Genomic DNA, 22,108 nt, shown 5'->3' with positions numbered 1-22,108 from the left:
TCCCCTTACATTTCTGCATTTGGTGTATAGGCAACTTCTACAATAAATCCATCCGGATCGTAAAAATCAATCGTATAGTAACCTTCCGAATAATGATTCATTTCAATTGGACCACGTATTACCTTCACTTTCGTACTAGAAAGAAAATCTGCTACTTCATCAACTACTTCTCTATGAATAGCTTGATAACAAATATGTCTAGGCCCTAACGTCCTTACAATTTCCTCATCTACTTCTTTAAAGTATATTTCACTTTCTCCTGTGCTATATGCTACTTCATTTAACTTTCTCCACCCAATTATGGAAAACAACTTATTATAAAAAGAAATGGACTCCTCTAAATTTGCTACCCAAAATTCAATATGATGAATGCCTGCTCGCAGTGTATTCATATTAAGAATACGCTCCTTGTACTACTTGCACAATTTCCATCGGCTTATGAACCATGTAATCTGGTGCATCTTTTTTCACTGTTTCAATAACATCATATCCCCAAGATACCCAAATTACGTTCACTCCAGCCTTTTTACACGCTGCTACGTCTCGCTGTTCATCACCGACATATAACATATCTTTCTCTGTTATCTTTTTCGATTTTAAAAATCTTTTTATCATCTTGTCTTTACCGAACAAATTTTTAGAACAATACACTTCTTGTATATTTTCTATATCATTCTTTTGTAAAAACGCCCGAATATGCTCTTCTGAGTTCGATGATATGACTGCAATTCCGTAGCCTTTTTTATGTAGTTCATCTAATACTTCCTTCATCCCATGGAACAAAATAAGATCTTTTATAGCAGGTTGATACAATTTATAAAACTCCAGCGCTAATATCGGTAGTTTATACAGTGGTACATCGAGTTGTTTACATCTCTCCGCCATCGTTAACTTGCGTAAATACTCAATTTCTTCTTCTCTTACCGTTTTATATCCGTGCTTTTCAGCAATTTGATTATAAATTGGTACAAATATATTTTGTGAATCTACTAATGTGCCATCAAAGTCAAAAACAATATATTTTTGCATTCCCATACTCCCTTTGCTTCTTTTTTCTAAACCTATGTTATTCAACAACATGGTTGTCTGTCCCTTCTATAAAAATAAAAAAGAACAAGATTTTCTTGTTCTTTTTAAGAAAGCCATTTCGGCGGTACATTCGTATTCCAATAAATATTTCCTAACTCATGATGTCCTGAGTATCCATCATCAAAACGATGATAATGGAAATTAAAATAATAACCATCTTGCGGTGGATGATCTCTTCTTACATGGAAACGCAATAAATCATTTCCTGATTTCGTATCGTAGACATGAAAAATCTTTTCATTATTCCCACCAGCTGGTTTTTGAGAAATCGCTAATGATTGTAGTGAATCTTCTGGTACATCACTAGCAAGCTCAGCAATTGCCTCTTCAATCTTTGGTAATATTACATCTTTAAATTCATCTTCAATTACTGGACCAATTTTAGTACCAAACTTTTGCATCGACTGCTTCTCTGCTTCTTGCATCGCATAAGTAATAAAAGTATCGGTGGTTAACCTGTCATTCGTTTCTTCATATGTATAGGACGTACTCTCCAAACTTTGTTGCCCAGCTGTGCTCGTAGGCTTGTCCGCAGCTTTGGCATTATCAAGCAATATGGAAGGAGGCGTCACTAAACCAAATGTAAATACGGTAATTAATGCGACTAAGGTTTTTCTAAACCAATTTGGCATTTATGTTCCCTCCCCTTTCACTCATTATTTTTTATATAACGGTGGTTTCTTCTATTATACAAAATGATTGTAATTTTTGCACTTTACAATTTTGTTAACGTTCACATATTTTTCACTTGAATATGAAATTGTAAGATTTCATACAATATTAATACCACGATATTGAGGAGGCACTTGAATGACTTTAGACGTCATGTATTCCGCCGCAAGCATACTCGTTTTAGTATATTTTATTTATCAATGTGTTACAGACTAGAAAAAGAGCCGTCAATGGCTCTTTTTTAATGGTAGAAATACAATCCATACAATTAATAAAATAAAAACAACGCTGCCTACCACAGCTGGCAATAAATAAAACTGTGAAAGTATAACTATTCCATATAAAAGTATTGCTGGTAGTAGTAAATAACGATCTGCCTTCCATCTTAACAATAGTAATTTCCCTTCATCACAATATAAACGAAGAAACATCTTATTCGTAAATTCATTCCAATAATCACGTGCATAGCGAGAAATTGCAACTACAGCAAATACGAGAACAATAGCTGCAATCCACCTTGGAGTCATAATTATACTTGCAGTACTGATACATACAATTTGAATATAAAATATTCGTGCAGTACTTGTACGGAAAAATTCCTTCAAAAAAGATTCGACAATACAAGAATCAGCTTTTTTCCCTAAAAGTCTTTTAGAGCGCGGAAACATCCACGGTTTTTTATTCGAACTACTCGGTTTAGCCGCATGACCACCAACTTGCATAATTCCGCTCGTCCAGCGCATGCTTTCCTCCTTTTCTTTCTCGATTTCTTTAAAAAAGAACTTTTTATAATTCATTTTCTCTTTTACTAATACACTACTTAAGAAAATTACTAGACCGATAAATAAAATTGAATACAACGGATTTTTATAAATAAAAAATAAACTAATTCCAAAAAAGGACACGCTCATAGAAAATACTACATTTTTTACAATCCATAAAACCCATCGTTTCCCCACATGTACATGAACAAATCTCGTTAACAACGACAACATAAATCGAAATATAGTAAAGAATACCCAAAATAAGAGGACTTGTATCTCTGTTACTTCGATACTTTTCATCAACACCGGTAACATAATAACGACTACTATTATATTCGTTATCGCTATTCGAACAAATGTGTACATCATGCCATACTGGACTAATTTTCGCATATGTGTTGCATACGAAATTAAAAATAAACTATCCGCTTGCTCAAAAAATGAACGAACTCCTCTTGGATATGTTACTAGATAAAATGCGAGTAATCCTAATCCGAAATAAATCGTCTCTTCCGTTGATAATTCATTTATCCATAGCGATCGATAATAGATTCCCATAAATATAAGTGCTGGAATAATAATATATAATGCGACTGTCCAATCTGTTACCGAACGTATAGACTTCCATTTCCGCTCAAGTTCATGGCGTAATCTCTTATAAAATTGTTGTTTAATCATGTTGTTCACGCCTTACAATTACATCAAAGCAGTCTAATAATGAACTACCCGGCATTTCCGCTAATATTTGAATAGATTCTAAATGTCCATCTGCGACTAATGTACCTTGTGAAATGAGTAAAAATCTTTCACAAATTTTTTCAGCAGTATCTAATACGTGCGTACAAAGTAAAATTCCTGCCCCGCGCTCTTTTTCTTTATATAAATAATTTAAAAACTCTTTCGTAGCTACCGGATCTAAACCGATAAAAGGTTCGTCAATGATATAAAAATCTGGCTCAGTTAAAAACGCCAATATTAGCATCGATTTTTGTTTCATGCCTTTTGAAAATTTCGATAAATACTCATGTTTATGCTTATTCATTCGAAAAGTATGTAATAATTGTTCCGCTCGTTCTTCCCAACTTCCCATTTCACTTCCACGAGCTGCCATTAATAATTCAATATGTTCCCAGAGCGTCAAGTAATCATAGTATGTTGGATGTTCTGGTACGTATGCATACGGATTTTTCTTTTCACCGAATGATATTTCACCGTCCATATTTACAAGTAATCCGAGTATCGTTTTAATCGTCGTACTCTTCCCAGCACCATTTGCTCCAATAAGAGCAACTAGTTCACCTTTTTCGATAGAAAAAGCTATATCATGAATTATTTTTCGCCTATTTCATATCCAGCTGAGCGGATATTTACTTTTAACATGCATTCCCCTTCTTTCCATTTCTAATACAATCAAGGAAAAGAATAACATATAACTATCTATATATCATTATAAAATATTTATTTTCATAGCAGGAAAAAACATTTTTTAACAGAATATAAAATGTTTGATTACATTTTATTGGAGTTGATAATATGTCTTTTCAAATTCGTGAAGCAACGATAGATGATATAGACGCACTTTGTTCTTTAACGAAAGAATTAAAAGGTTCCTCTATTTCCTATGAAGATATGAACAACCGCCTACAATTCGTACAAATGAGTCCGTTTGATTTTTTATATGTTTACGAGGAAGAAGAAGCTATATTTGGATTACTTGGATTTCGTATACGTGAAAATTTAGAAGATGTAACACGTTATGGAGAGATTTCAATTATTAGCGTTGATTCTAACATACGACGGAAAGGCATTGGACAAGTGTTGATGGATTATGCCGAGCAATTAGCAAAGAAACATAATTGCATTGGCACATGGCTAGTTAGTGGAACAAAAAGAGTAGCAGCTCATCCTTTTTACCAAAAATTAGGTTATGAAGTAAATGGCTACCGATTTGTAAAATATTTTTAAACTACTTTATAAAGTGAAGGGACTATAACTATGACAAACATTAAAGCAATTTTCATTGATCGTGACGGTACAATTGGTGGTGACACTACAATACATTATCCGGGATCTTTTACATTATTTCCGTTTACAAAAGCAGCTTTGCAAAAACTAAAAGCTCAAAATATAAAAATTTTCTCTTTCACAAATCAACCTGGTATCGCAGACGGGATAGCAACTGTTACTGATTTCGCACAAGAATTAAAAGGTTTCGGCTTTGATGATATATACGTATGTCCTCACAAACACGGTGATGGTTGTGAATGTCGTAAACCAAGTACAGGTATGCTGCTACAAGCAGCTGAAAAACACGGGCTTGATTTAACAAAATGCGCTGTAATTGGTGATCGCTGGACCGATATCGTTGCAGGAGCAACAGTACATGCGATAACGATATTGGTGCGCACAGGCGCTGGATACGATGCTTTACATACGTACCGAGACAAATGGGCACATATTGAACCAAACTACATTGCAGATAACTTTGAAGATGCAACGAACTGGGTTTTAAATCAACTATAATACAAATGAAGTTTTTGATTCACTCGAAATAATTTAAAACATAGTTTAAATAGCCTTTTTGGCAAATAATTGTCTTCCACAAAACGGATCACCTCAAAAGGTAGCAAGTTCCCTTTTGATACGCAAACATTGCAATTCAAATTATATTTTTTATTAGTAACAGCAATTAACGTAAAGAAGGAATAGCTTAGTGGCTATCCCTTCTTTATTGACTTCTATTATTTACATTTGTTATCTGTTTTTATTGAGTATTCTCATCGTTTTTATACTCCAAAACATCCCCTGGCTGACACTCCAAAGCTTTACATATCGCTTCTAATGTTGAAAAACGAACCGCTTTTGCTTTCCCATTTTTCAAAATAGAAAGATTCGCCATCGTAATTCCAACCTTCTCCGAAAGCTCCGTTACACTCATTTTTCGTTTTGCTAACATGACGTCAATATTAATAATGATTGTCATATCCGCCACCTCAGACCGTCAAATCATTTTCTGATTTTATGTTAATTGCCTCTTGTAGAAGTCGTTGGAGGATAGCAGCAAAAACGGCGATAACGAGCGAAGCAAAAACGATAATGAGTCCCACTAGCCCAATAGGAGGGTCCATTTTTTTCGCTATAAAATGAAAAAGTGGCAAACTTAATACATACAAACCACTGATTGTAATTGCACAGCGCTTTATATTCTTTAACGACTTTACTGATAATTCCGAGAACGCTGTGTTCTCATCAATGTACTGTAAAAGATTGAAAGCCTGATAAAGAGCAACGTAAAAAGGCACAGCTGCTCCATACATCACAATGAAAACAAGATATTTCATCGGAGCAATATTAGGATACAAATTTGCTGCGAAATTCGCCATTTCCGGCACTAAAAATATGCATAAAGCAAGTACTGAAATTCCAGCAAGAAAAATAATTACTTTTAAGAACGTTGTTGAACTTCGTTTAAGATTCATTTACAATACCTCACTTATTTAATGGCAACATAATTTTATCACAACATTTATTGTTTAACAATAAATAAATATCGTTTTATTTTTGTCATGTTTTTTAATTTAGGCAAAATAAAAAAGAATTTCTCATTACAAAGAAATTCTTTTTCTTGAAAATGTCTCTTTCAACTTAATTTTTTAAAACGTTAATTCGTAATGGAAATAACGATTATCTCTCAAATAACCATTTTCAGCGTATAATCGTTGTGCTGATAAATTATCAATCTCCGTTTGCAGCTTTACACCTTTTGCTCCATTTTCTAATGCGTATTCTTTAGCAGCTTCTAATAATTTTTTACCTGTTCCGGCTCCACGCTTCGCCGCTTGTACAAATAAATCATTTAAAATCCATAATTCTTTCATTGAAATAGAAGAAAATGATGGATATAGTTGCGTGAACCCAATATATTCGCCGTCTTCAACTGCTACGAAAATAACAGACTCTTTTTTCTCAATTCTATTTCGTAAAAATACTTTTGCCCCTTCTAAATCAGAATCTTGCCTATAAAACATGCGATAGTTATTAAAAACTGATGCTAGTCCATCTAAATCTGCAATTGTTGCCTCATATATTCTCATTTTACTCCATTCCCCTTCCAATACTGTCTCATTATATCCGTTGCCCATTTAGGCTGGTGTATTTCTTCTGTCGGCATAAACTCTTTCATTATTGGTTTTATATCCAATATAGGAGTGCCATCAATAGCATCTAATCCCTCAACAATAATTGATTTACCTTCTCTTTTGATCACCTTTACAATTGTTACAGCTATGCGATTTGGGCGATTTTTCCCGCGCTGTGCAAAAATACCTACTTCAGGATAATCCTTATTATTTCTAGGATGTCTAGCAAAATACTGAATTTGCTCGTCAGTTACTTTATGAAAATAAAAAACAACTTCAATATGAGAAAAATCTTCAACCCCTTGTATACTCTCTTCTGCATACATTTCAGTTAAAGTTATACGAGATCTTACTTCTCCCCACTCATCATCTTTTATTTCCTTTCTTTCATTATGTACAAATGCGATTGGTTGAACTGAAAACATACGCATTCCCCCTCAAATGTAACCACTTACATTATAAAATATTTTCTGAATGTTTTCCAGATATACGAATAAAGTTTACATAATATAATTATACTCTATCTAGAGCTACCTTGACTGCTTCAATTGCATGTATATGAGTTGTATCAAATATCGGGACAGATACGTTTTCTTGCTTTATTAATAACCCTATTTCTGTACAACCTAATATGATTCCCTGTGCTCCTTTTTGCACTAACTCTTCGATGACTCTTTTATAATATTCTCTAGATTGAGATACTATTTTTCCTAAACATAATTCTGTATATATTACTTTATTTATTTCTTTTCTATTTTTTTCTGATGGTACTATTACTTTTATATTATTTTCTTCTATACGTGACTTATAGAAATCTTGCTCCATTGTATATTTAGTTCCAAGCAGACCAACCTTTTGAATGTCTTTTCTTTTAATTTCTTTTGCAGTTGCATCAGCAATATGTAAGACTGGAATATCAATTTTCGCCTTTATTTTTCCAACTACCTTATGCATTGTATTTGTACAAATGATTATAAAGTCTGCTCCTCCCTTTTGTAATGAATATGCCGCATTCCCTAGAATTTCTCCAGCACCATCCCAATCTCCGCTAGACTGACATCGTTCAATCTCTTCAAAATCCACACTATTAATCAAACATTTTGCTGAATGTAGTCCTCCTAATCTCTCTTTTATTTCTTCATTAATAATTCGATAATATTCAGAAGTTGATTCCCAACTCATACCACCTATAAGACCTATCGTTTTCATATAAACAAACACCTACCTAAACTTTTTTTATAAAACTAATAACAACATTTTATTATGTATATTATACACAATAAAACAAGACTTTAAGTTTGGAATATAAAGTCTTGTTTTAACGTATATAGAATAATTGTACTTTCATTTCCAAGGAAATTTTTATAGAATATTCTGAAATTAATAATCTGATATTTTTATAAATTCTTTATACTTATAATTAAAACACTCTCGATACAACTCTTTGATTTCATCATATGATGGAACACGTGGGTTATTTGCTGGGCTACCACTTTCAATTGCATCTGATGCCATTTTAGAGATAGCATTTTCAAATTCAATTTCATCGATACCGTATTCTTTTAAATTTGGAATACGAAGATCATAGCAAAGCTTTTTTATTTCCCCAATCGTATAGTCTGCTACTTCCTCATCAGAATTCGAATACAAATCCTTATTTAAGTTACGTCCAATTTTTGCTAACCTTTTCACTGCACTTGTTTTTGTAAACTCTAACACTGTAGGTAATAGTATGGCATTTGATATTCCATGCGGTACATGAAATAATGCTCCCACTGGCCTTGACATTCCATGAACTAATGTAACTGATGCATTCGAAAATGCAATTCCAGCTTGTAAGGAAGCAATCATCATCGCTTCTCTTGCCTCCATATTATGTCCATCTTCATATGCTATACGTAAATATTTCATAATACTTTCAATAGCTGAAAGAGCAAGTACATCTGTAAGTGGTTGTGAAAATTTAGAAATATAAGCTTCAATCGCATGACATAACGCATCTATTCCTGTTGCTGCCGTAATTTGTGGTGGTAACGAACTTGTCAAAACTGGATCTATAATTGCTACTTTCGGTATAAAACTAGGATGCTTCATCATCATTTTTACATCTGTTTTTTTATTCGTAATTACTGCTACACTTGTAACTTCCGAACCAGTACCAGAAGTTGTTGGAATTGCAATAAGTGGTAGTGGATTGTTTTCTATTTCAATATCCTTTTGGACATAATCCTCAACTTCTCCACCATTTGTATATAAAACCGCTACCGCTTTCGCAGCATCAATACAACTTCCACCACCAATACCGATAATAAAATCGCACTTTTCCTCTTTACAAAGAGATAACGCTTCTAATACGTGTATATTTGTAGGCTCAGCATCCACTTTATTATATGTGCTAACAGTAATACCTTTCTTATTTAGTTGTTGTATACACTTTTCAACATATCCTAATTTCTCCATAATTGTATCAGTAACTATAAAAGCTTTTTTCCCTAACTTTTTTGATTGTTCTCCCAGTTTTTCAAGCGAATTTCTTCCATATAATACCGACTTTGGCATACGAAACTCAGAAACCTCTTGCAAGTCCCCCACCCCTTCTTATCCTAATTAATATTTTATAATATAAATTATCGATTTGATGAATCTTTACGATTCAAATTTTTTAATAGAGTCCTGTTAAAGTATAGAATGCGATAACTAAAAATACAGCAACCGTTTTCAAAATTGTAATAGCAAATATATCTTTATATGACTGTTTATGTGTTAATCCTGTTACTGTAAGAATAGTAATAATAGCCCCGTTATGTGGTAGTGTATCCATTCCTCCTGATGCCATTGATACGATACGGTGCATAACTTCTAATGGAATATCAAATTGATTGGCCGCTGCAATAAATTTATCTCCCATTGCGCTTAATACTATTCCCATTCCTCCTGATGCCGAGCCTGTAATTCCAGCTAAAATATTCGTCGTTACTGCACCATTCACTAACGGATTTGTGAAAGTAGCAGAGATGCCATCTCTCATAATTGCGAAGCCTGGAAGTGCTGCAATGACACCACCGAATCCAAACTCAGCTCCTGTATTCATCGTTGCAAGTAGCGCTCCACCAATACTTGTATTCAATCCAGCTTGGAAACCTGTTACTACTCGCTTCCAATATAATAATAACGTTGTTAAGATCCCTATAATAAGTGCCAATTCTACAGACCAAATTCCTACCACTGCACTTAATTCTACTTTTCCAAATGCTTTCATACCAATTGCAGAAAAATCAAAACCGCTTGGATACCACTTTGGTATCATAATAGTAAACACTTTATTCATTACACCTACTAAAATAAGTGGTATAAATGCAATAAGTTGTTGTGCTCTTGTGATTTCAATGTTATTAATTAATGGCATATTTTTTTGTTCTACTTGCAAAGATGCTGCCATTTCAGTATTTCCATCATTAAAACCAAAATATCCTTCACCTGCTGCTTTTGCCTTCTTACGTCTACTCTCTAAATATAGTAAACCTAATGTAAGAACAAAAATTGCTCCTACAATCCCAAGTATCGGTGCAGCATAAATATCCGTTTTAAAAAATGTTGTAGGTATTACATTTTGAATTTGTGGTGATCCAGGTAGCGCATCCATTGTAAACGTTACTGCTCCAAGAACAATCGTTCCAGGGATTAAACGCTTTGGAATATTAGCTTGTCGAAACAACTTAGCTGCGAACGGATAAACAGCAAACACTACTACATACACACTAACACCACTATACGTTAAAATAGCCCCCATTAATACAATCGCTAATATAGTACGTTTTTCACCAACTAACTCAATAATTGTTTTTGCGATAGAATCTGCAATTCCTGACATTTCCACTACTTTTCCAAATATTGCTCCTAATAAAAACACAGGAAAATATAATTTTATAAATCCAACCATTTTCTCCATAAAGATATTAGAAAAGAAAGGTAATACATAACTAGGTTCTGTCAAAAATACTGCAAATAATGCAAATATCGGCGCGAATAAAATAACAGAAAAACCTCTGTATGCTACGAACATAAGTAAACTTAGTGCTAATAATATAATAACTAACTCCAATTTTACCCCTCCGTTAAACAGAATATTCTAAATTTTATTGATAAATTTCTACTAAACTTTTAATTCTGACATCCCTCCTCTTATTCATACAAATTTTTATGCTAAAAATGTCTAATTATAATTATTCGATTACATATGAAAAATCCCTTTAAACAGAAACGAATTCATCGTCATACGTTATAAAGGGATTGCTAGAATCTATATTTACTGCTGTATTAAATTTTTCTCTACACAAAAATGATACAGTTCTTCAACATCTTTCACTATGTAGGTCGCACTAACTTCAGTCAGTTCTTTTTCACAGCCATAGCCATATAAAACACCAATTGAAGCAATTCCATTCTGATTCGCACCTATTATATCGTGCTTTCTATCACCAATCATTATCATTTCTTCTTTATTTAGTTCTTCATGTGTTTGTAAAATATGAGCAATTATTTCTTCTTTTTTTATTCTCGTACCATCTAAATTACTTCCAATGATGTCTTCGAAATAATTCGTTAATTGAAAATGCTCTATAACTTGTTTCGCAAATACAGTGGGCTTTGAAGTTGCTACGAATATGCGATTCCCTGAACTTTTTAATTGTTGCAAGAGCTTCAGAATCCCCTCGTATACATTATTTTCAAACAATCCACGCTGCTTTAAATACTCACGGAAGTAAAAAACAGCACGTTCAACCTCTCCTTCACTCATATTATATCTCTCTATGAATGATTGCTGAATAGGAGGACCTATAAATGAATCTAACTCACTTATATGTACTTCTTCAATTCCTACTTTTTTTAATGCATATAAAACCGAGTTTACAATCCCTCCTTTCGGATCCGTTAAAGTTCCATCTAAATCAAATAGAAATGTTTTATACATGCTTCATTCCTCCACTTAATTTGCTGTATAAATAAGTGCTAACATCTCTTCCACTTCTCCCTATTATACTATTATTATCTATTTTTTCGAAAAATCAATTTCCATATGTCACATACTTTCAGTTACAAAATACGATAGATATGATACAGTAAAAAAGTTACAATTATTTTAATAGAAACTGGTGAAACAAATGTCAATTACGTTAATTTTTATAATGGCTTTCACAATTGTGATCCACGCAGTTGAAACAAGCTCTTATAGTATTCGATTAGCTGGAGTACGTTTAAAAAAGATTGCGGTTGCCTTGTCTGTTGTAGGAATGGTGTTACTTATTTCAAGAACATCAAACTTACTACAAGCCTTTTTAATCGGTGGTATTGTCGATGAAGCAAAACTAGATTCTTCTATTAATTTAGAGCATATTATACGACTCGTACTATTATCGGCTTCTATCGGTACATTAATCGCGATCATTCTTTATCCAACTTTGACAAAATTATTTGGATATGTCATTCAAAACTTTGAAACAGACGGTTCTTTCATTCGAATGATGAAAACGAATAACATTCAAAAATTAAAGTACACAAAAAAATATGTCCGTTTTCCAAAGTTAGAAATGATTCATAGACTGCGTATCGGTGGTATTCCAAAGCGTATTATGCTTATTAACATGTTTGCTACTGCTATTTATACAGCAGGGGTACTTTCAGCCCTTTACGCTTCTTTTTTAAATCCAGATTATGCAACAAATGCAAGTACAGCTTCTGGCCTTGTAAATGGTTTCGCCACTATTTTATTAACTGTATTACTCGATCCACGCATTGCTCTTTTAACAGAACGTGCTCTACAATCAGAAAGCGGTGCTGAATCTATGAGTAAAATGTATGGTTGGCTAATGATTTCTAGACTTCTCGGCACATTATTAGCACAACTGCTATTTGTACCAGGTGCTTACTGGATTTTATGGATTATTGAACTGATGCATTAATTTACTAGAAAGGTGAATTTATCAATGAAGATCAAAACAGAGAAAGATATAATTCGCTTAATAGAAAACGACGAATGGATGATGAATGTATTACAAATGGCAAAATCACTAGAGCTACCTGATTGGTGGATTTGTGCCGGATTTGTTCGTTCTAAAATTTGGGATACTTTACATGACTATGAAGCTAAAACGGCTATGCCTGATGTTGATGTGATTTATTATGATAGTCTACATCAAGATGAGATATACGAACAATCATTAGAAACGAAATTAATGAATATTGATGCTACTATCCCTTGGTCTGTAAAAAATCAAGCTCGTATGCATGTAGTGAATAATATGCCACCATATTCTTCTTCTGTTAATGCTATTTCTAAATTCCCTGAAACAGCAACGGCTTTAGGAGTTACACTTGATGAACTAAACAACGTTATCTTAACAGCCCCATGTGGTATTGAAGATGTCCTTACCTTACAAGTGAAACCAACAGCTCATTTTCTTGAATCGAAAGAACGATTACATATGTACAAAAACAGAGTTATAAAAAAGAATTGGCAAAGTAAGTGGCCTAACATCACAATCACATATCCAGAAATTTAGAAAGGGTGCCTCTCATTTATAGAAGCACCCTTTTCTTCATTTCAAAAAATGTATGACTGTTTCTGCAAATCTATCTGCTTCCTCATAATGAGGTGAATGACCGCTCTCTTCAAATACGATATACTTGCCGTTTCGGGCATCTTTATTAAATGTTTTAATTTGTTCTTCACACGTTACTACATCATGTTTTCCTACTATTAATAACATTAGATTTTGTACATCTTTTATTTTTGATAATAATGATGTATGACATGCTCCCTCTAATTTTAATCTATCAAAGTGAATTTTGGAGCGATTTGAAAATTTTTCCCACTCTTCATCACTGTATAAACTCTCATCTGTCCTATCTTCCTTATTATTGTAAATCTCCATTCTTTTTTCTTCTAATTCAGCGCTTAATCTTATATAAGCTTCTAACAACTCTTCTGAACTAGCATCGCTAGATGAATAAGCAAAGCATTCTTTTGCTACTTCTTCTTTTCCATACTTTTTTAATAAATGTCCTGTCTTTTGTAACAAAGCCCTACTTGTTAATGCAAAATCAAAAGTTGGTCCTTCAAATATTATTTTCTCTATTGAACTTGGATATATCGACGCATAAAGCAATGCTACATATCCACCGAAAGAGTGTCCAATTATAGACCACTTCTCAATTTGTAATACTTTTTTTAATTCCTCACAGTCTTCAATCAAATCATTTAATCCAAAAGCTTCGTCTTCAGTAATTTCTTCTGAGCGACAAACACCTCTTTGATCTATCATAATTACATATAGAGAATCTTTTAAACGTTCCGCTTGATGAAATGAAAAATCATAACAACTTTCTCCTGGTCCACCATGCAAGTATAAGACTGGCTTATTTTTAGGATTTCCATGTGTTTCAACGTATAGCTTTTTCCCTCTAATATTCATATATTTCCCTGCTTCTATCAAATTTTCCTTTATGATCATCACACTTTTTTTACTGAATATTATAACATTTAATATTAAATAATCCCTATTACATTTAAAAAAACGATAATTATTGCAAGTGGTGCTACAAATCGAAGTAAAAATGCCCAACAAGTAAATACTTTCTTTCCATAATTTCCACCTACAAAAAACTCTGCTTCTAGTACCTTCTTTTCCATTTTGAATGAAACAAAAATACTAATAAATAGTGCTCCAAGTGGCATTAATATATTACTAGATAAAAAGTCTACTGCATCAAAAATATTCTTTCCGAAAATCGTAATATCACTCCATACTCCAAATGATAACGCTGATGGTATACCTACTAAGAAAATGCCGAAACCGATCAGCCATGATAATTTCGTTCTCTTTTCTTGTTCACCATTTGCTAATGCTGAAACAACAGTTTCTAGTAGAGAAAATGCTGATGTTAATGTCGCAAATGTAAATAGTGCAAGAAATACTGTTAAGAAAAATCCACCGAATGGGATTTGACTAAATACAGATGGTAATACGATAAACAGTAATCCAGGTCCTTCTGTTGGCTCCATTCCTAATGAAAATACGGCTGGAAAAATAGCAAGACCTGCAAATAATGAAACAAATAAATTTAATCCAACAATTGTTATTGCTGATTTTGGTAAACTTTCTTTTTTATTTAAATAGGAACTATACGTAACCATAATTGAAATCCCGATACTAATTGCAAAGAATGATTGCCCCATTGCGAACAAAATACTTTCCGAAGTAATCTTTGAGAAATCTGGTTGTAAGAAAAACTTCACACCTTTCATTGCATCATCAAGTGTTAACGAACGAATAATAAGAGCGACAAATAAAACGAACAATGCTGGCAACATATATTTACTTGCTTTTTCAATTCCGTTTTGTACACCCTTTGATACAACCCATATCGTAGTGAACATAAAAGCGAAATGTCCCATAATAGCCCAAGCAGGATTCCCAATTGTTTCAGTAAATAATGTACCGTAATTTTGTCCTGGAGTAATCAGTTGTCCAGTTATTCCTCTGAATAAATAAATTAATACCCATCCACCTACAACACTATAAAACGAAAGTAGTATAAAACAAGTTCCAACACCAAGGCGTCCAATCCAATGCCATCCTGTATTTGGTGCGATGCTTTTAAATGCTCCAACTGCTTGTTTCTGCGTACTGCGTCCAATCATAAATTCAGCTATAAGTAGCGGTAGTCCAATTAAAACAGTAAATAATATAAATATTAAAAAGAACGCTCCTCCCCCACTCTTCCCAGCGATATAAGGAAACTTCCATATCGCACCAAGTCCAATTGCTGATCCGGCTGCCGCCATTATAAAACCTAATTTTGAAGTCCATTGCTCCGTCTGTTTCATCTCATTTTCCTCCCAATTAAATCTTTTTATATAAATAAATAAATTTTATAAACCTATTCAAATAAACCCTCCATTTCTTCTTCCATATAATAAAAAAATGGCCTAGCATCTCTATATAAAGAGACGCTAAGCCATTTACTTAACGCGGTACCACCCTTATTGATTCCATTATGAATCCACCTTAGTAGTAATCGTTTGATTACAAACCTAATATCGAAGGTTAACCGTTAAGATTTACTAAGAATGTAATTCCGTTCCACCTTACTGCTCCTAGGCGAGTTCAGGATGTCATTTGACTATGTCACACCAACCCATAGCTCTCTGTACAAATACATGACCTTACTACTCCTATTCAACACATTTTAATATTTAGAATATATTTTCTTTTGAAATTAATATGAAGTATATCTGTTATATTTGTAACTGTCAAGGGTATATTGATTTTTTTGTCGAAATAGTTCATATTTCAACTGACTTTTACTAAGCTTATTAGAAAAAGAAAGAGTCTATATTTTCACCTTTTTAAACGAACTATAAAAAAAGAATCTTCGCGATAATCGCGAAGATTCTTTTTACGGTATGAGACGAGTACAATCTCTCGGAAAAGCACTCGCCTCTCGTACATTTGTTAATTCTAAAAGTTTATATACAACCCTTTCTAACCCAATTCCGAAACCTCCATGTGGTGGACAACCATATCGAAATGTATTTAAATAAGATTGAAATTTATCTGGGTGTAATCCTTTTTCTTTAAACGAAGCGAGTAACATTTCATAATTATGAATTCGCTGTGCCCCTGACGTTATTTCTAATCCTTTATATAATAAGTCGAATGAATCAGTAATAGCTGGATTCTCTTTATTCGGCATCGTATACATCGGTCTCGCTTTTTTCGGATAATGCGTAATAAAAACAAATTCACTATTATATATTTCCTTCACATATTTCCCTAGTAACTTTTCACCTTCTGTATCTAAATCCCCTACAGGAGATTCTTTACGATACTTACTTTTCAAAATTTCTTGTGCTTCTAACAATGTAATTTTAGGTATTTCAGTAATAACAGGTACTTCTATTTGTAATAGTTGTAGTTCTATTTCACATTTTTTCGCTACTTGTTGAAACATATATCGTAAAACATCCGTTTCTAGTTGCATCACTTCATAAAAATCATGAATAAAACCAAGCTCTACGTCTAACGATATATATTCATTCAAATGACGGGAAGAATTATGATGTTCCGCTCTATATACAGGTGCAATTTCAAAAACTCGTTCTAACCCACCTGCCACCATCATTTGCTTATAGAACTGTGGTGATTGTGCTAAATAAGCTTCTTTTTGGAAGTATGGAAGCTTAAAAACATTTGCTCCTCCTTCTGCCCCTTGCGAAACAATTTTCGGCGTAAATATTCGTGTGAAATCGTTCTCTATAAGAAATTCACTAAAGCTTTGAACGAGTGTAGATTTCACTTTAAAAATCGCTGCGGTTCGCTCATGCCTTAATGATATTACTCGCTCATTAAGTAGTTGATCTAAGCCAACTTGTAACTTCTTTTTATTTATTTCAAATGGAAGTGGCTCTGCACCGTTTATTACTTTCACTTCATGAGCAAGTACTTCAACACCCAATTCTGTTTTCGATGTCTCGACTATTTCACCAATTACGTGGACGACACTTTCTACATCAACTTTATATCCAGCCAATTCATTTTCTAATACACATTGAATTACTCCTGTTCTGTCCCGTAATAATAAAAAACTAACATTTCCAAGATGTCGAATCTTTTTTACCCATCCTTGAAGTAATACAACCTTTCCACTTTGCTTTTTACATTCTTTTGTGAGTGAACGCTTCATTATTGAATCCATTATTTTTCCCTCCAGTAATTTTATATTTATTTACGTTATTGTTGTCATCGTCATCATCCACGGTCACTCACCCCCTTTCAAAGAATACAAAAATCCGCCCCTATAAATAGGGACGGATTTTTTTCCGCGGTACCACCCAAATTGTCATACTGACCATCTTAGCCCTGATAACGGTAGGTACCGTTTGCTTTTACTAATAATCACGTTCAAAGCAACACTCACAGGTGTCTTTCCATCATGCGGTATCGCAACCTTCCCAGCAACCGGCTGCTCTCTGTAGACCTTTGCACCATGTACTTTTCCTGATCATCACTTTTTATATTTACAGAGTATTCTAACTCCTTACCTTATAAAACGCAAGCTTTTTTTGAAACATTCTGGTTTTATAACTCCTAACTTCTTCTAAAGTGTGAAAAGTTAATTTTGTAATACATATTCTTATGTATTACATCCAAAATTACACCTTTAATATTTTCCAATTTTTACATAAAAACTAATTCATTTACGCATATTAATAAAAATTTTAAAGCGAGGTGTGTATATGCAAAAAGCAATTAGTTTCTTTCTCCTTTTATTTTGCTTAATTGTAGTAAACGAAACGTATGCCTATTCACCAAAATCTTTACCAATCTCTCAAAACTCTGATCAATGGCAAGTGAATATTGATAAACCGAAAAAAACAAACAAGAATATGCTTCAAGCTAAAAAAGATGAATTTCAAACATATCATTTTTCAGTAAAGAATGTCGGGAATAGTGAAGTATATAATGTAAACGTCGAAGTATTCCGCAACGAACCAAATAAGAAAACGAAATATGAACTCTTTTCCCTAAAGGAAAGTCGTTTGGCAAGTGGAAAAACTGGATTTGAACACGCTAATTTACCCGTTGCTACAAAAGCAGATGAAGTTGATGTTATTATTACATGGCAAGAACACCCATTCCGATCGATGCGAAATGGTCAAAAAGTTGAATCTAGAAAATTTAAAGAGCATTTTGTTTTTAAAGAAGCTAAAAAGTAAATGGGATACGGATATATTCACACTATCATTGATATAGCTTTATTTACTAGTACCAGTTCTTAAGCAAATTAAAAAGTCGTGGCTTATAAATGCCACGACTTTTTATATTAATTCGTACTAATGCCTCTCGCTGCCCAAATGCGATCGATATCAGCAGCATGTTGTCCGCCATATAAAAGAGCATCCGCTTGCTTAATCGCTTTCGCTCCATCACTGAATTTAGAGTTTGGTGTTAATGACCAGTGTGATTGTAAAATGATTTTTGTTGCTACATCACGGCCAAAAGCTTGTGCCATTTCGTATTGGCCTTGAGCCCAAATTTCACCATCATCATGCACTTCATTCGTTATATCTTTCGGATATACTTTATTCGTATCTAATCGGCGTAAGCATGTTGGATCTGAACTAGAATAAGCTGTCGCATCCCATTCTCCAACACATGCTTTACCATATCCAGTAGTCGATACTGCGTCTTCATATGTAGCACCTAAGAAGTCGCCAAATCCTTCTCCCATCGCTCCACCTTCTGCTGAACTACCAAAGCCAGGAACTTGGTTATCTTGAATCGAATGCCCATATTCATGTGCGATAATACCAGCATCTTCTGCATCATCAACACCCCCAGTACCGAAAGTCAAAGCTTTTGTTGATGGAGAATAGAATGAGTTATCATCAGTTGTACCATTAACATTCACTTTTATCGAACGGTTATTAATATTTTTAAAACCTAGACTTTGAATGTAACGTTGCAATGTGTCGATATGATAGTACGACATAACATCTTCAAAGCTATCATTTGCGCGTGTATAGTTAAATTGTAAATTCGTAGATTTTGTTTTCGCTTTTGAAGAAATCGTTACATATTCTCCAATTAAAAATCCTGTTCCATCTAAACCTTTTAACGTAACAGTTTTCAGTTGGTTCGTTAGAGCTGTTGAATCTGCATCGTTATTATCTTTTAAGCCTACTTTACTACCGCTAGATACGACTGGGTTAGGTAAAAATACTTTTCCTGACCCTTCAGCTTTTCGGTTTATATCAACCTTTTTAATTAACTTTCCATTTTCTGCATCAATAAATGTTTCCCATGCACCAAATGGATTATTAGAATGGACTACAACTTTATATACTGGACGAGCAATTCCTTCTTCAACAATATATCCGAACTCTTTATCTGTAGGAGCCCATAAATTTTGCTCACTTGCTTCTCCAACATACGCCATTGATTTTTGTATTGCATCTTTTTCACTAATTTTTGTCGTTACTTCCTTCACACCTGTAACAGGCTGATAATCAGAAACAGCGAGTACTCCCTTTCCCTCTCCGTTAAGCGTAACTGTTATTTGTTTTGAAAATACAGGTGCACCATTAACAACTTGTTGGAACCTAACATATGAAGCTACTGACGTTTCTGTTGTAGAAATATATTGCAAGTCTGAAAGGTCTGTTTTCAATCCATACTGCGCAGCATTTTCTTTTAAATATTCAGTTGCTTTTTTCTGTGGCGAATAAGCTTCTAACTTTACTTGCTGTTGTTTTTCCAATGCCGAAACCGTAGAAATCGTCCCCATTACTAACGGCACGGTCATTGCCATTGCCACCATTTTTTTATTAAACATAGAACCACTCCCCCTAATAAAGTAGCTCAACCTTATCCCATTACCACTAGGCAATCATTCCCCGCAAAACGGATGGATAAAAATTGAATCTACGAGTAATTCTCTATGAACACTTCTATTACCTTTCCATTTAGGGTAAGTGAAATTTTCTCAATATTTATGTGTAAAGTGAACACAATACTTTAGAAAGAAATTTCTAAATCCATTCCTTATCCCTAAAGCTTTTCATATTACTGTTTAAAAAAATAGACTATTTTTTTACCTAACGGTAGGTTGAAAAAAGCACTTGTAAATGATACGATTTAAATAACCTTTTTTTAGGAGGATCTATATGAGTAAAAGTGAAGAAACACTCTCTTCAATAATGGAAGCAAGTTATCGCCTTTTTGCTACGTACGGTATTGTTAAAACAACTTATACGATGATTGGTGAGGAGGTTGGTATCGCAAAACCATCTATATATTACTACTTTAAGTCTAAAGATGCTTTAATTGAATGTATTTTTACTGAATTATGTAAAGCTATGCAGTTCTCTTCCTATTTCCATACAGAAGAGTTTACAAAATCAAATTTTATTGAAAAATGTATTGCAATTGGCCTTAAAATAATTGATGAACAGCGAAACGACCCTTATTTTAACCGAGTGTTACAAGAATATGTATTACTATCTTCAAGAAACAAGATGTACAAAGATCGATTACTAACTGTGCAAACAGAATACTTACATGGATTTGAAGTACTCCTTACAAAAGCAAATGAACTTCAATTAATTGAAAATAAAAATCTAGTTTCAAAAGCTCATATGTTAGCATTAGTGCTTGATAATATCGGAAATTTTATGATGATTGATGCAAAGATAGATTATAAACAAATTTGGATTGAAGCTGTAAATAACATTTTTGAAAGAAGGGGTTGAAGTGAATACAAAAAAACGCATTATCGGCTTAGATTTTGCTAGAGCTTGGGCGATGTTTGGTATGCTACTTGTTAATTTCATGGTGATAACAGGTGCAGAAGGAAATGGTCCCCCTTTTTTAATAACCTTCATGTCACTATTTGAAGGTAGAGCCTCTGCTTTGTTTGTTATACTTGCTGGCATTGGTATAACTTTAATGACTAGGTCAGCCGTTGCTAGCAATGAACAAATAAAAATTTCTAATAGCCGAAAGACCATATGGAAACGATCACTTTTCTTATTTATTTTAGGATTACTACTATATGTAATGGAGTGGACTGGGGATATATTACACTACTATGGTGTTTACCTTTTCGTTGCTGCATTACTCATGACAGTACGCAAAAAACTATTACTTTTTCTTTCTATCATTATTTTATTGTTCGCACAATCTCTTCAGCTTACTTTCAATACTTTCGAGGGTTGGGTAGGTCCAACTCCATTTATAAATTATGTAGACTTCTGGACAATAAAGGGTTTTCTTCGCAACTTATTCTTTAATGGCTATCACCCTATTTTCCCTTGGTTCTCGTTCTTCTTAATCGGTATGTTAATTGGCAGGTTAGATCTTCATAATAAAAAAATAAAAAAAAGATTACTCTTACTCGGTATTACAATCACAATATTGACAGAACTTTTATCAAAAGGACTTACACACTTTTTTATTCCATACATCGGCAGAGAGACCGCCACATTTTTATTTAATACAGGACCCATCTTACCAAATGTATTATATATTTTATCTGCTACAGGATCCTCTATTGCTATATTAATCATTTGCCTCTATATCGCTGAAAAATATAGAAATAATTGGTTTGTCACTTCCATTGTGCAAACAGGACAATTAACATTAACTCATTATGTCAGTCATGTATTTATCGGTATTGGGACATTAATTCTATTAAATAGAATGGAAAATCAATCACTACTATTCGTTTTATTATTTGCTACTGCATTTTTCATTTTCAGCATTTTAATTAGTGTGTTATGGAGAAAGAAATTTTCTAGAGGTCCTATCGAATGGATTATGAGGAAATTAGCCGGATAAATTTCCATCATACAAAAAGGAAGTTGGAATCATTCCAACTTCC

Annotated in this window: 23 protein-coding genes, 1 pseudogene and 2 other annotated features; of the genes and pseudogenes, 7 read left to right on the top strand and 17 right to left on the bottom strand. The window is 33.5% G+C overall.

The window, feature by feature from the left end; all coding sequences use genetic code 11:
* Positions 1 to 5: 5 nt before the first annotated feature.
* The 5 genes and pseudogenes from NST27_RS10690 to NST27_RS10670 all read right to left on the bottom strand — a co-directional run bounded on the left by NST27_RS10690 (position 6) and on the right by NST27_RS10670 (position 3,905).
* A complete protein-coding gene (locus NST27_RS10690) occupies positions 6 to 392 on the bottom strand; it encodes a VOC family protein (RefSeq protein WP_047386066.1) in 387 nt (128 codons plus the stop codon).
* A 1-nt stretch (position 393) separates the two neighbouring features.
* Positions 394 to 1,029, bottom strand: coding sequence for an HAD family hydrolase (locus tag NST27_RS10685; protein WP_001987851.1), 636 nt, complete (start codon positions 1,027 to 1,029; stop codon positions 394 to 396).
* 104 nt (positions 1,030 to 1,133) lie between these two features.
* Complete coding sequence (locus tag NST27_RS10680) at positions 1,134 to 1,721, bottom strand: YpjP family protein (protein WP_001134421.1); 588 nt, start codon at positions 1,719 to 1,721, stop codon at positions 1,134 to 1,136.
* A gap of 267 nt (positions 1,722 to 1,988) precedes the next feature.
* On the bottom strand, positions 1,989 to 3,203 hold the full coding sequence (locus NST27_RS10675; protein WP_047386065.1) for an ABC transporter permease: 1,215 nt from the start codon (positions 3,201 to 3,203) through the stop codon (positions 1,989 to 1,991).
* Positions 3,196 to 3,905 (bottom strand): annotated as a pseudogene (locus tag NST27_RS10670) (ABC transporter ATP-binding protein). Before NST27_RS10670 ends, NST27_RS10675 begins: the two are co-directional and overlap by 8 nt.
* 153 nt (positions 3,906 to 4,058) lie before the next feature.
* On the opposite strand from NST27_RS10670, the gene NST27_RS10665 reads away from it, so the two are divergent.
* Together NST27_RS10665 and NST27_RS10660 are read left to right on the top strand one after the other, a co-directional pair.
* Positions 4,059 to 4,490 carry a GNAT family N-acetyltransferase gene (locus tag NST27_RS10665; RefSeq protein WP_047386063.1) on the top strand — a complete coding sequence of 144 codons (432 nt, stop codon included), beginning with the start codon at positions 4,059 to 4,061 and terminating at the stop codon, positions 4,488 to 4,490.
* A 30-nt stretch (positions 4,491 to 4,520) separates the two neighbouring features.
* Positions 4,521 to 5,048 carry an HAD-IIIA family hydrolase gene (locus tag NST27_RS10660; RefSeq protein ID WP_000181778.1) on the top strand — a complete coding sequence of 176 codons (528 nt, stop codon included), beginning with the start codon at positions 4,521 to 4,523 and terminating at the stop codon, positions 5,046 to 5,048.
* A 241-nt stretch (positions 5,049 to 5,289) separates the two neighbouring features.
* Here the strand turns inward: NST27_RS10660 and NST27_RS10655 are convergent, their stop codons facing one another.
* The 8 genes from NST27_RS10655 to NST27_RS10620 all read right to left on the bottom strand — a co-directional run bounded on the left by NST27_RS10655 (position 5,290) and on the right by NST27_RS10620 (position 11,636).
* On the bottom strand, positions 5,290 to 5,508 hold the full coding sequence (locus NST27_RS10655) for a helix-turn-helix domain-containing protein (protein ID WP_000152535.1): 219 nt from the start codon (positions 5,506 to 5,508) through the stop codon (positions 5,290 to 5,292).
* A 10-nt stretch (positions 5,509 to 5,518) separates the two neighbouring features.
* Entirely contained in the window at positions 5,519 to 6,004 is a 486-nt protein-coding gene (locus tag NST27_RS10650; RefSeq protein WP_047386061.1) for a DUF2975 domain-containing protein, read from the bottom strand.
* A 174-nt stretch (positions 6,005 to 6,178) separates the two neighbouring features.
* The gene (locus tag NST27_RS10645) at positions 6,179 to 6,619 is read right to left on the bottom strand and encodes a GNAT family N-acetyltransferase (RefSeq protein ID WP_001223866.1); all 441 of its coding nucleotides are present in this window, start codon (positions 6,617 to 6,619) and stop codon (positions 6,179 to 6,181) included.
* Positions 6,616 to 7,089: an SAM-dependent methyltransferase gene (locus NST27_RS10640; RefSeq protein WP_000493253.1), complete on the bottom strand. Its 474-nt coding sequence runs from the start codon at positions 7,087 to 7,089 to the stop codon at positions 6,616 to 6,618. The genes NST27_RS10645 and NST27_RS10640 overlap by 4 nt, the downstream gene beginning before the upstream one ends.
* A gap of 88 nt (positions 7,090 to 7,177) precedes the next feature.
* Entirely contained in the window at positions 7,178 to 7,873 is a 696-nt protein-coding gene (locus NST27_RS10635) for an aspartate/glutamate racemase family protein (protein ID WP_000848571.1), read from the bottom strand.
* A 171-nt stretch (positions 7,874 to 8,044) separates the two neighbouring features.
* Positions 8,045 to 9,247 carry an iron-containing alcohol dehydrogenase gene (locus NST27_RS10630; protein WP_001158661.1) on the bottom strand — a complete coding sequence of 401 codons (1,203 nt, stop codon included), beginning with the start codon at positions 9,245 to 9,247 and terminating at the stop codon, positions 8,045 to 8,047.
* A 79-nt stretch (positions 9,248 to 9,326) separates the two neighbouring features.
* Positions 9,327 to 10,766 (bottom strand): GntP family permease, encoded by a 1,440-nt coding sequence (locus NST27_RS10625; RefSeq protein ID WP_000424327.1) that lies wholly within the window; start codon positions 10,764 to 10,766, stop codon positions 9,327 to 9,329.
* 204 nt (positions 10,767 to 10,970) lie between these two features.
* Positions 10,971 to 11,636 (bottom strand): HAD family hydrolase, encoded by a 666-nt coding sequence (locus NST27_RS10620; RefSeq protein WP_047386058.1) that lies wholly within the window; start codon positions 11,634 to 11,636, stop codon positions 10,971 to 10,973.
* Between the two features lie 190 nt (positions 11,637 to 11,826).
* Between NST27_RS10620 and NST27_RS10615 the strand changes: the two genes are divergently transcribed.
* Together NST27_RS10615 and NST27_RS10610 are read left to right on the top strand one after the other, a co-directional pair.
* A complete protein-coding gene (locus NST27_RS10615) occupies positions 11,827 to 12,624 on the top strand; it encodes a lipid II flippase Amj family protein (RefSeq protein WP_000028915.1) in 798 nt (265 codons plus the stop codon).
* A 24-nt stretch (positions 12,625 to 12,648) separates the two neighbouring features.
* Positions 12,649 to 13,224 carry a nucleotidyltransferase family protein gene (locus NST27_RS10610; RefSeq protein WP_047386056.1) on the top strand — a complete coding sequence of 192 codons (576 nt, stop codon included), beginning with the start codon at positions 12,649 to 12,651 and terminating at the stop codon, positions 13,222 to 13,224.
* 36 nt (positions 13,225 to 13,260) lie between these two features.
* Here the strand turns inward: NST27_RS10610 and NST27_RS10605 are convergent, their stop codons facing one another.
* The 3 genes from NST27_RS10605 to aspS form a co-directional block, all read right to left on the bottom strand.
* A complete protein-coding gene (locus tag NST27_RS10605; protein WP_047386054.1) occupies positions 13,261 to 14,136 on the bottom strand; it encodes an alpha/beta fold hydrolase in 876 nt (291 codons plus the stop codon).
* Between the two features lie 74 nt (positions 14,137 to 14,210).
* Positions 14,211 to 15,551, bottom strand: a complete 1,341-nt coding sequence (locus NST27_RS10600; protein WP_047386052.1) for a sodium-dependent transporter — start codon at positions 15,549 to 15,551, stop codon at positions 14,211 to 14,213.
* Between the two features lie 116 nt (positions 15,552 to 15,667).
* Positions 15,668 to 15,916: a binding site (T-box leader), on the bottom strand.
* Between the two features lie 207 nt (positions 15,917 to 16,123).
* Complete coding sequence (aspS, locus tag NST27_RS10595; RefSeq protein ID WP_047386050.1) at positions 16,124 to 17,422, bottom strand: aspartate--tRNA(Asn) ligase; 1,299 nt, start codon at positions 17,420 to 17,422, stop codon at positions 16,124 to 16,126.
* A 105-nt stretch (positions 17,423 to 17,527) separates the two neighbouring features.
* Positions 17,528 to 17,741: a binding site (T-box leader), on the bottom strand.
* 222 nt (positions 17,742 to 17,963) lie between these two features.
* Between aspS and NST27_RS10590 the strand changes: the two genes are divergently transcribed.
* Positions 17,964 to 18,443: a hypothetical protein gene (locus tag NST27_RS10590; RefSeq protein WP_001167912.1), complete on the top strand. Its 480-nt coding sequence runs from the start codon at positions 17,964 to 17,966 to the stop codon at positions 18,441 to 18,443.
* Positions 18,444 to 18,550: 107 nt separating this feature from the next.
* Here the strand turns inward: NST27_RS10590 and NST27_RS10585 are convergent, their stop codons facing one another.
* Entirely contained in the window at positions 18,551 to 20,062 is a 1,512-nt protein-coding gene (locus NST27_RS10585; protein WP_000482274.1) for a M36 family metallopeptidase, read from the bottom strand.
* Between the two features lie 331 nt (positions 20,063 to 20,393).
* Here NST27_RS10585 and NST27_RS10580 point away from each other — a divergent pair, with 331 nt between their 5' ends.
* Positions 20,394 to 20,978: a TetR/AcrR family transcriptional regulator gene (locus tag NST27_RS10580; protein WP_000045224.1), complete on the top strand. Its 585-nt coding sequence runs from the start codon at positions 20,394 to 20,396 to the stop codon at positions 20,976 to 20,978.
* Between the two features lies 1 nt (position 20,979).
* The gene (locus NST27_RS10575; protein WP_001093123.1) at positions 20,980 to 22,065 is read left to right on the top strand and encodes a DUF418 domain-containing protein; all 1,086 of its coding nucleotides are present in this window, start codon (positions 20,980 to 20,982) and stop codon (positions 22,063 to 22,065) included.
* Positions 22,066 to 22,108: the final 43 nt, after the last annotated feature.

The sequence above is a fragment of the Bacillus sp. FSL W8-0770 genome, from assembly GCF_038008705.1.
Lineage (GTDB): Bacteria > Bacillota > Bacilli > Bacillales > Bacillaceae_G > Bacillus_A > Bacillus_A cereus.
Note: the sequence above shows the minus strand (reverse complement) of the source record. Positions and strands in the feature narration are given on the sequence as shown.

Coding starts and splice junctions, on each gene's coding strand:
- NST27_RS10690 (WP_047386066.1), bottom strand. CDS start 392: ATGAATACACTGCGAGCAGGCATTCATCATATTGAATTTTGGGTAGCA.
- NST27_RS10685 (WP_001987851.1), bottom strand. CDS start 1,029: ATGCAAAAATATATTGTTTTTGACTTTGATGGCACATTAGTAGATTCA.
- NST27_RS10680 (WP_001134421.1), bottom strand. CDS start 1,721: ATGCCAAATTGGTTTAGAAAAACCTTAGTCGCATTAATTACCGTATTT.
- NST27_RS10675 (WP_047386065.1), bottom strand. CDS start 3,203: ATGATTAAACAACAATTTTATAAGAGATTACGCCATGAACTTGAGCGG.
- NST27_RS10665 (WP_047386063.1), top strand. CDS start 4,059: ATGTCTTTTCAAATTCGTGAAGCAACGATAGATGATATAGACGCACTT.
- NST27_RS10660 (WP_000181778.1), top strand. CDS start 4,521: ATGACAAACATTAAAGCAATTTTCATTGATCGTGACGGTACAATTGGT.
- NST27_RS10655 (WP_000152535.1), bottom strand. CDS start 5,508: ATGACAATCATTATTAATATTGACGTCATGTTAGCAAAACGAAAAATG.
- NST27_RS10650 (WP_047386061.1), bottom strand. CDS start 6,004: ATGAATCTTAAACGAAGTTCAACAACGTTCTTAAAAGTAATTATTTTT.
- NST27_RS10645 (WP_001223866.1), bottom strand. CDS start 6,619: ATGAGAATATATGAGGCAACAATTGCAGATTTAGATGGACTAGCATCA.
- NST27_RS10640 (WP_000493253.1), bottom strand. CDS start 7,089: ATGTTTTCAGTTCAACCAATCGCATTTGTACATAATGAAAGAAAGGAA.
- NST27_RS10635 (WP_000848571.1), bottom strand. CDS start 7,873: ATGAAAACGATAGGTCTTATAGGTGGTATGAGTTGGGAATCAACTTCT.
- NST27_RS10620 (WP_047386058.1), bottom strand. CDS start 11,636: ATGTATAAAACATTTCTATTTGATTTAGATGGAACTTTAACGGATCCG.
- NST27_RS10615 (WP_000028915.1), top strand. CDS start 11,827: ATGTCAATTACGTTAATTTTTATAATGGCTTTCACAATTGTGATCCAC.
- NST27_RS10610 (WP_047386056.1), top strand. CDS start 12,649: ATGAAGATCAAAACAGAGAAAGATATAATTCGCTTAATAGAAAACGAC.
- NST27_RS10605 (WP_047386054.1), bottom strand. CDS start 14,136: ATGAATATTAGAGGGAAAAAGCTATACGTTGAAACACATGGAAATCCT.
- NST27_RS10600 (WP_047386052.1), bottom strand. CDS start 15,551: ATGAAACAGACGGAGCAATGGACTTCAAAATTAGGTTTTATAATGGCG.
- aspS (WP_047386050.1), bottom strand. CDS start 17,422: ATGGATTCAATAATGAAGCGTTCACTCACAAAAGAATGTAAAAAGCAA.
- NST27_RS10590 (WP_001167912.1), top strand. CDS start 17,964: ATGCAAAAAGCAATTAGTTTCTTTCTCCTTTTATTTTGCTTAATTGTA.
- NST27_RS10585 (WP_000482274.1), bottom strand. CDS start 20,062: ATGTTTAATAAAAAAATGGTGGCAATGGCAATGACCGTGCCGTTAGTA.
- NST27_RS10580 (WP_000045224.1), top strand. CDS start 20,394: ATGAGTAAAAGTGAAGAAACACTCTCTTCAATAATGGAAGCAAGTTAT.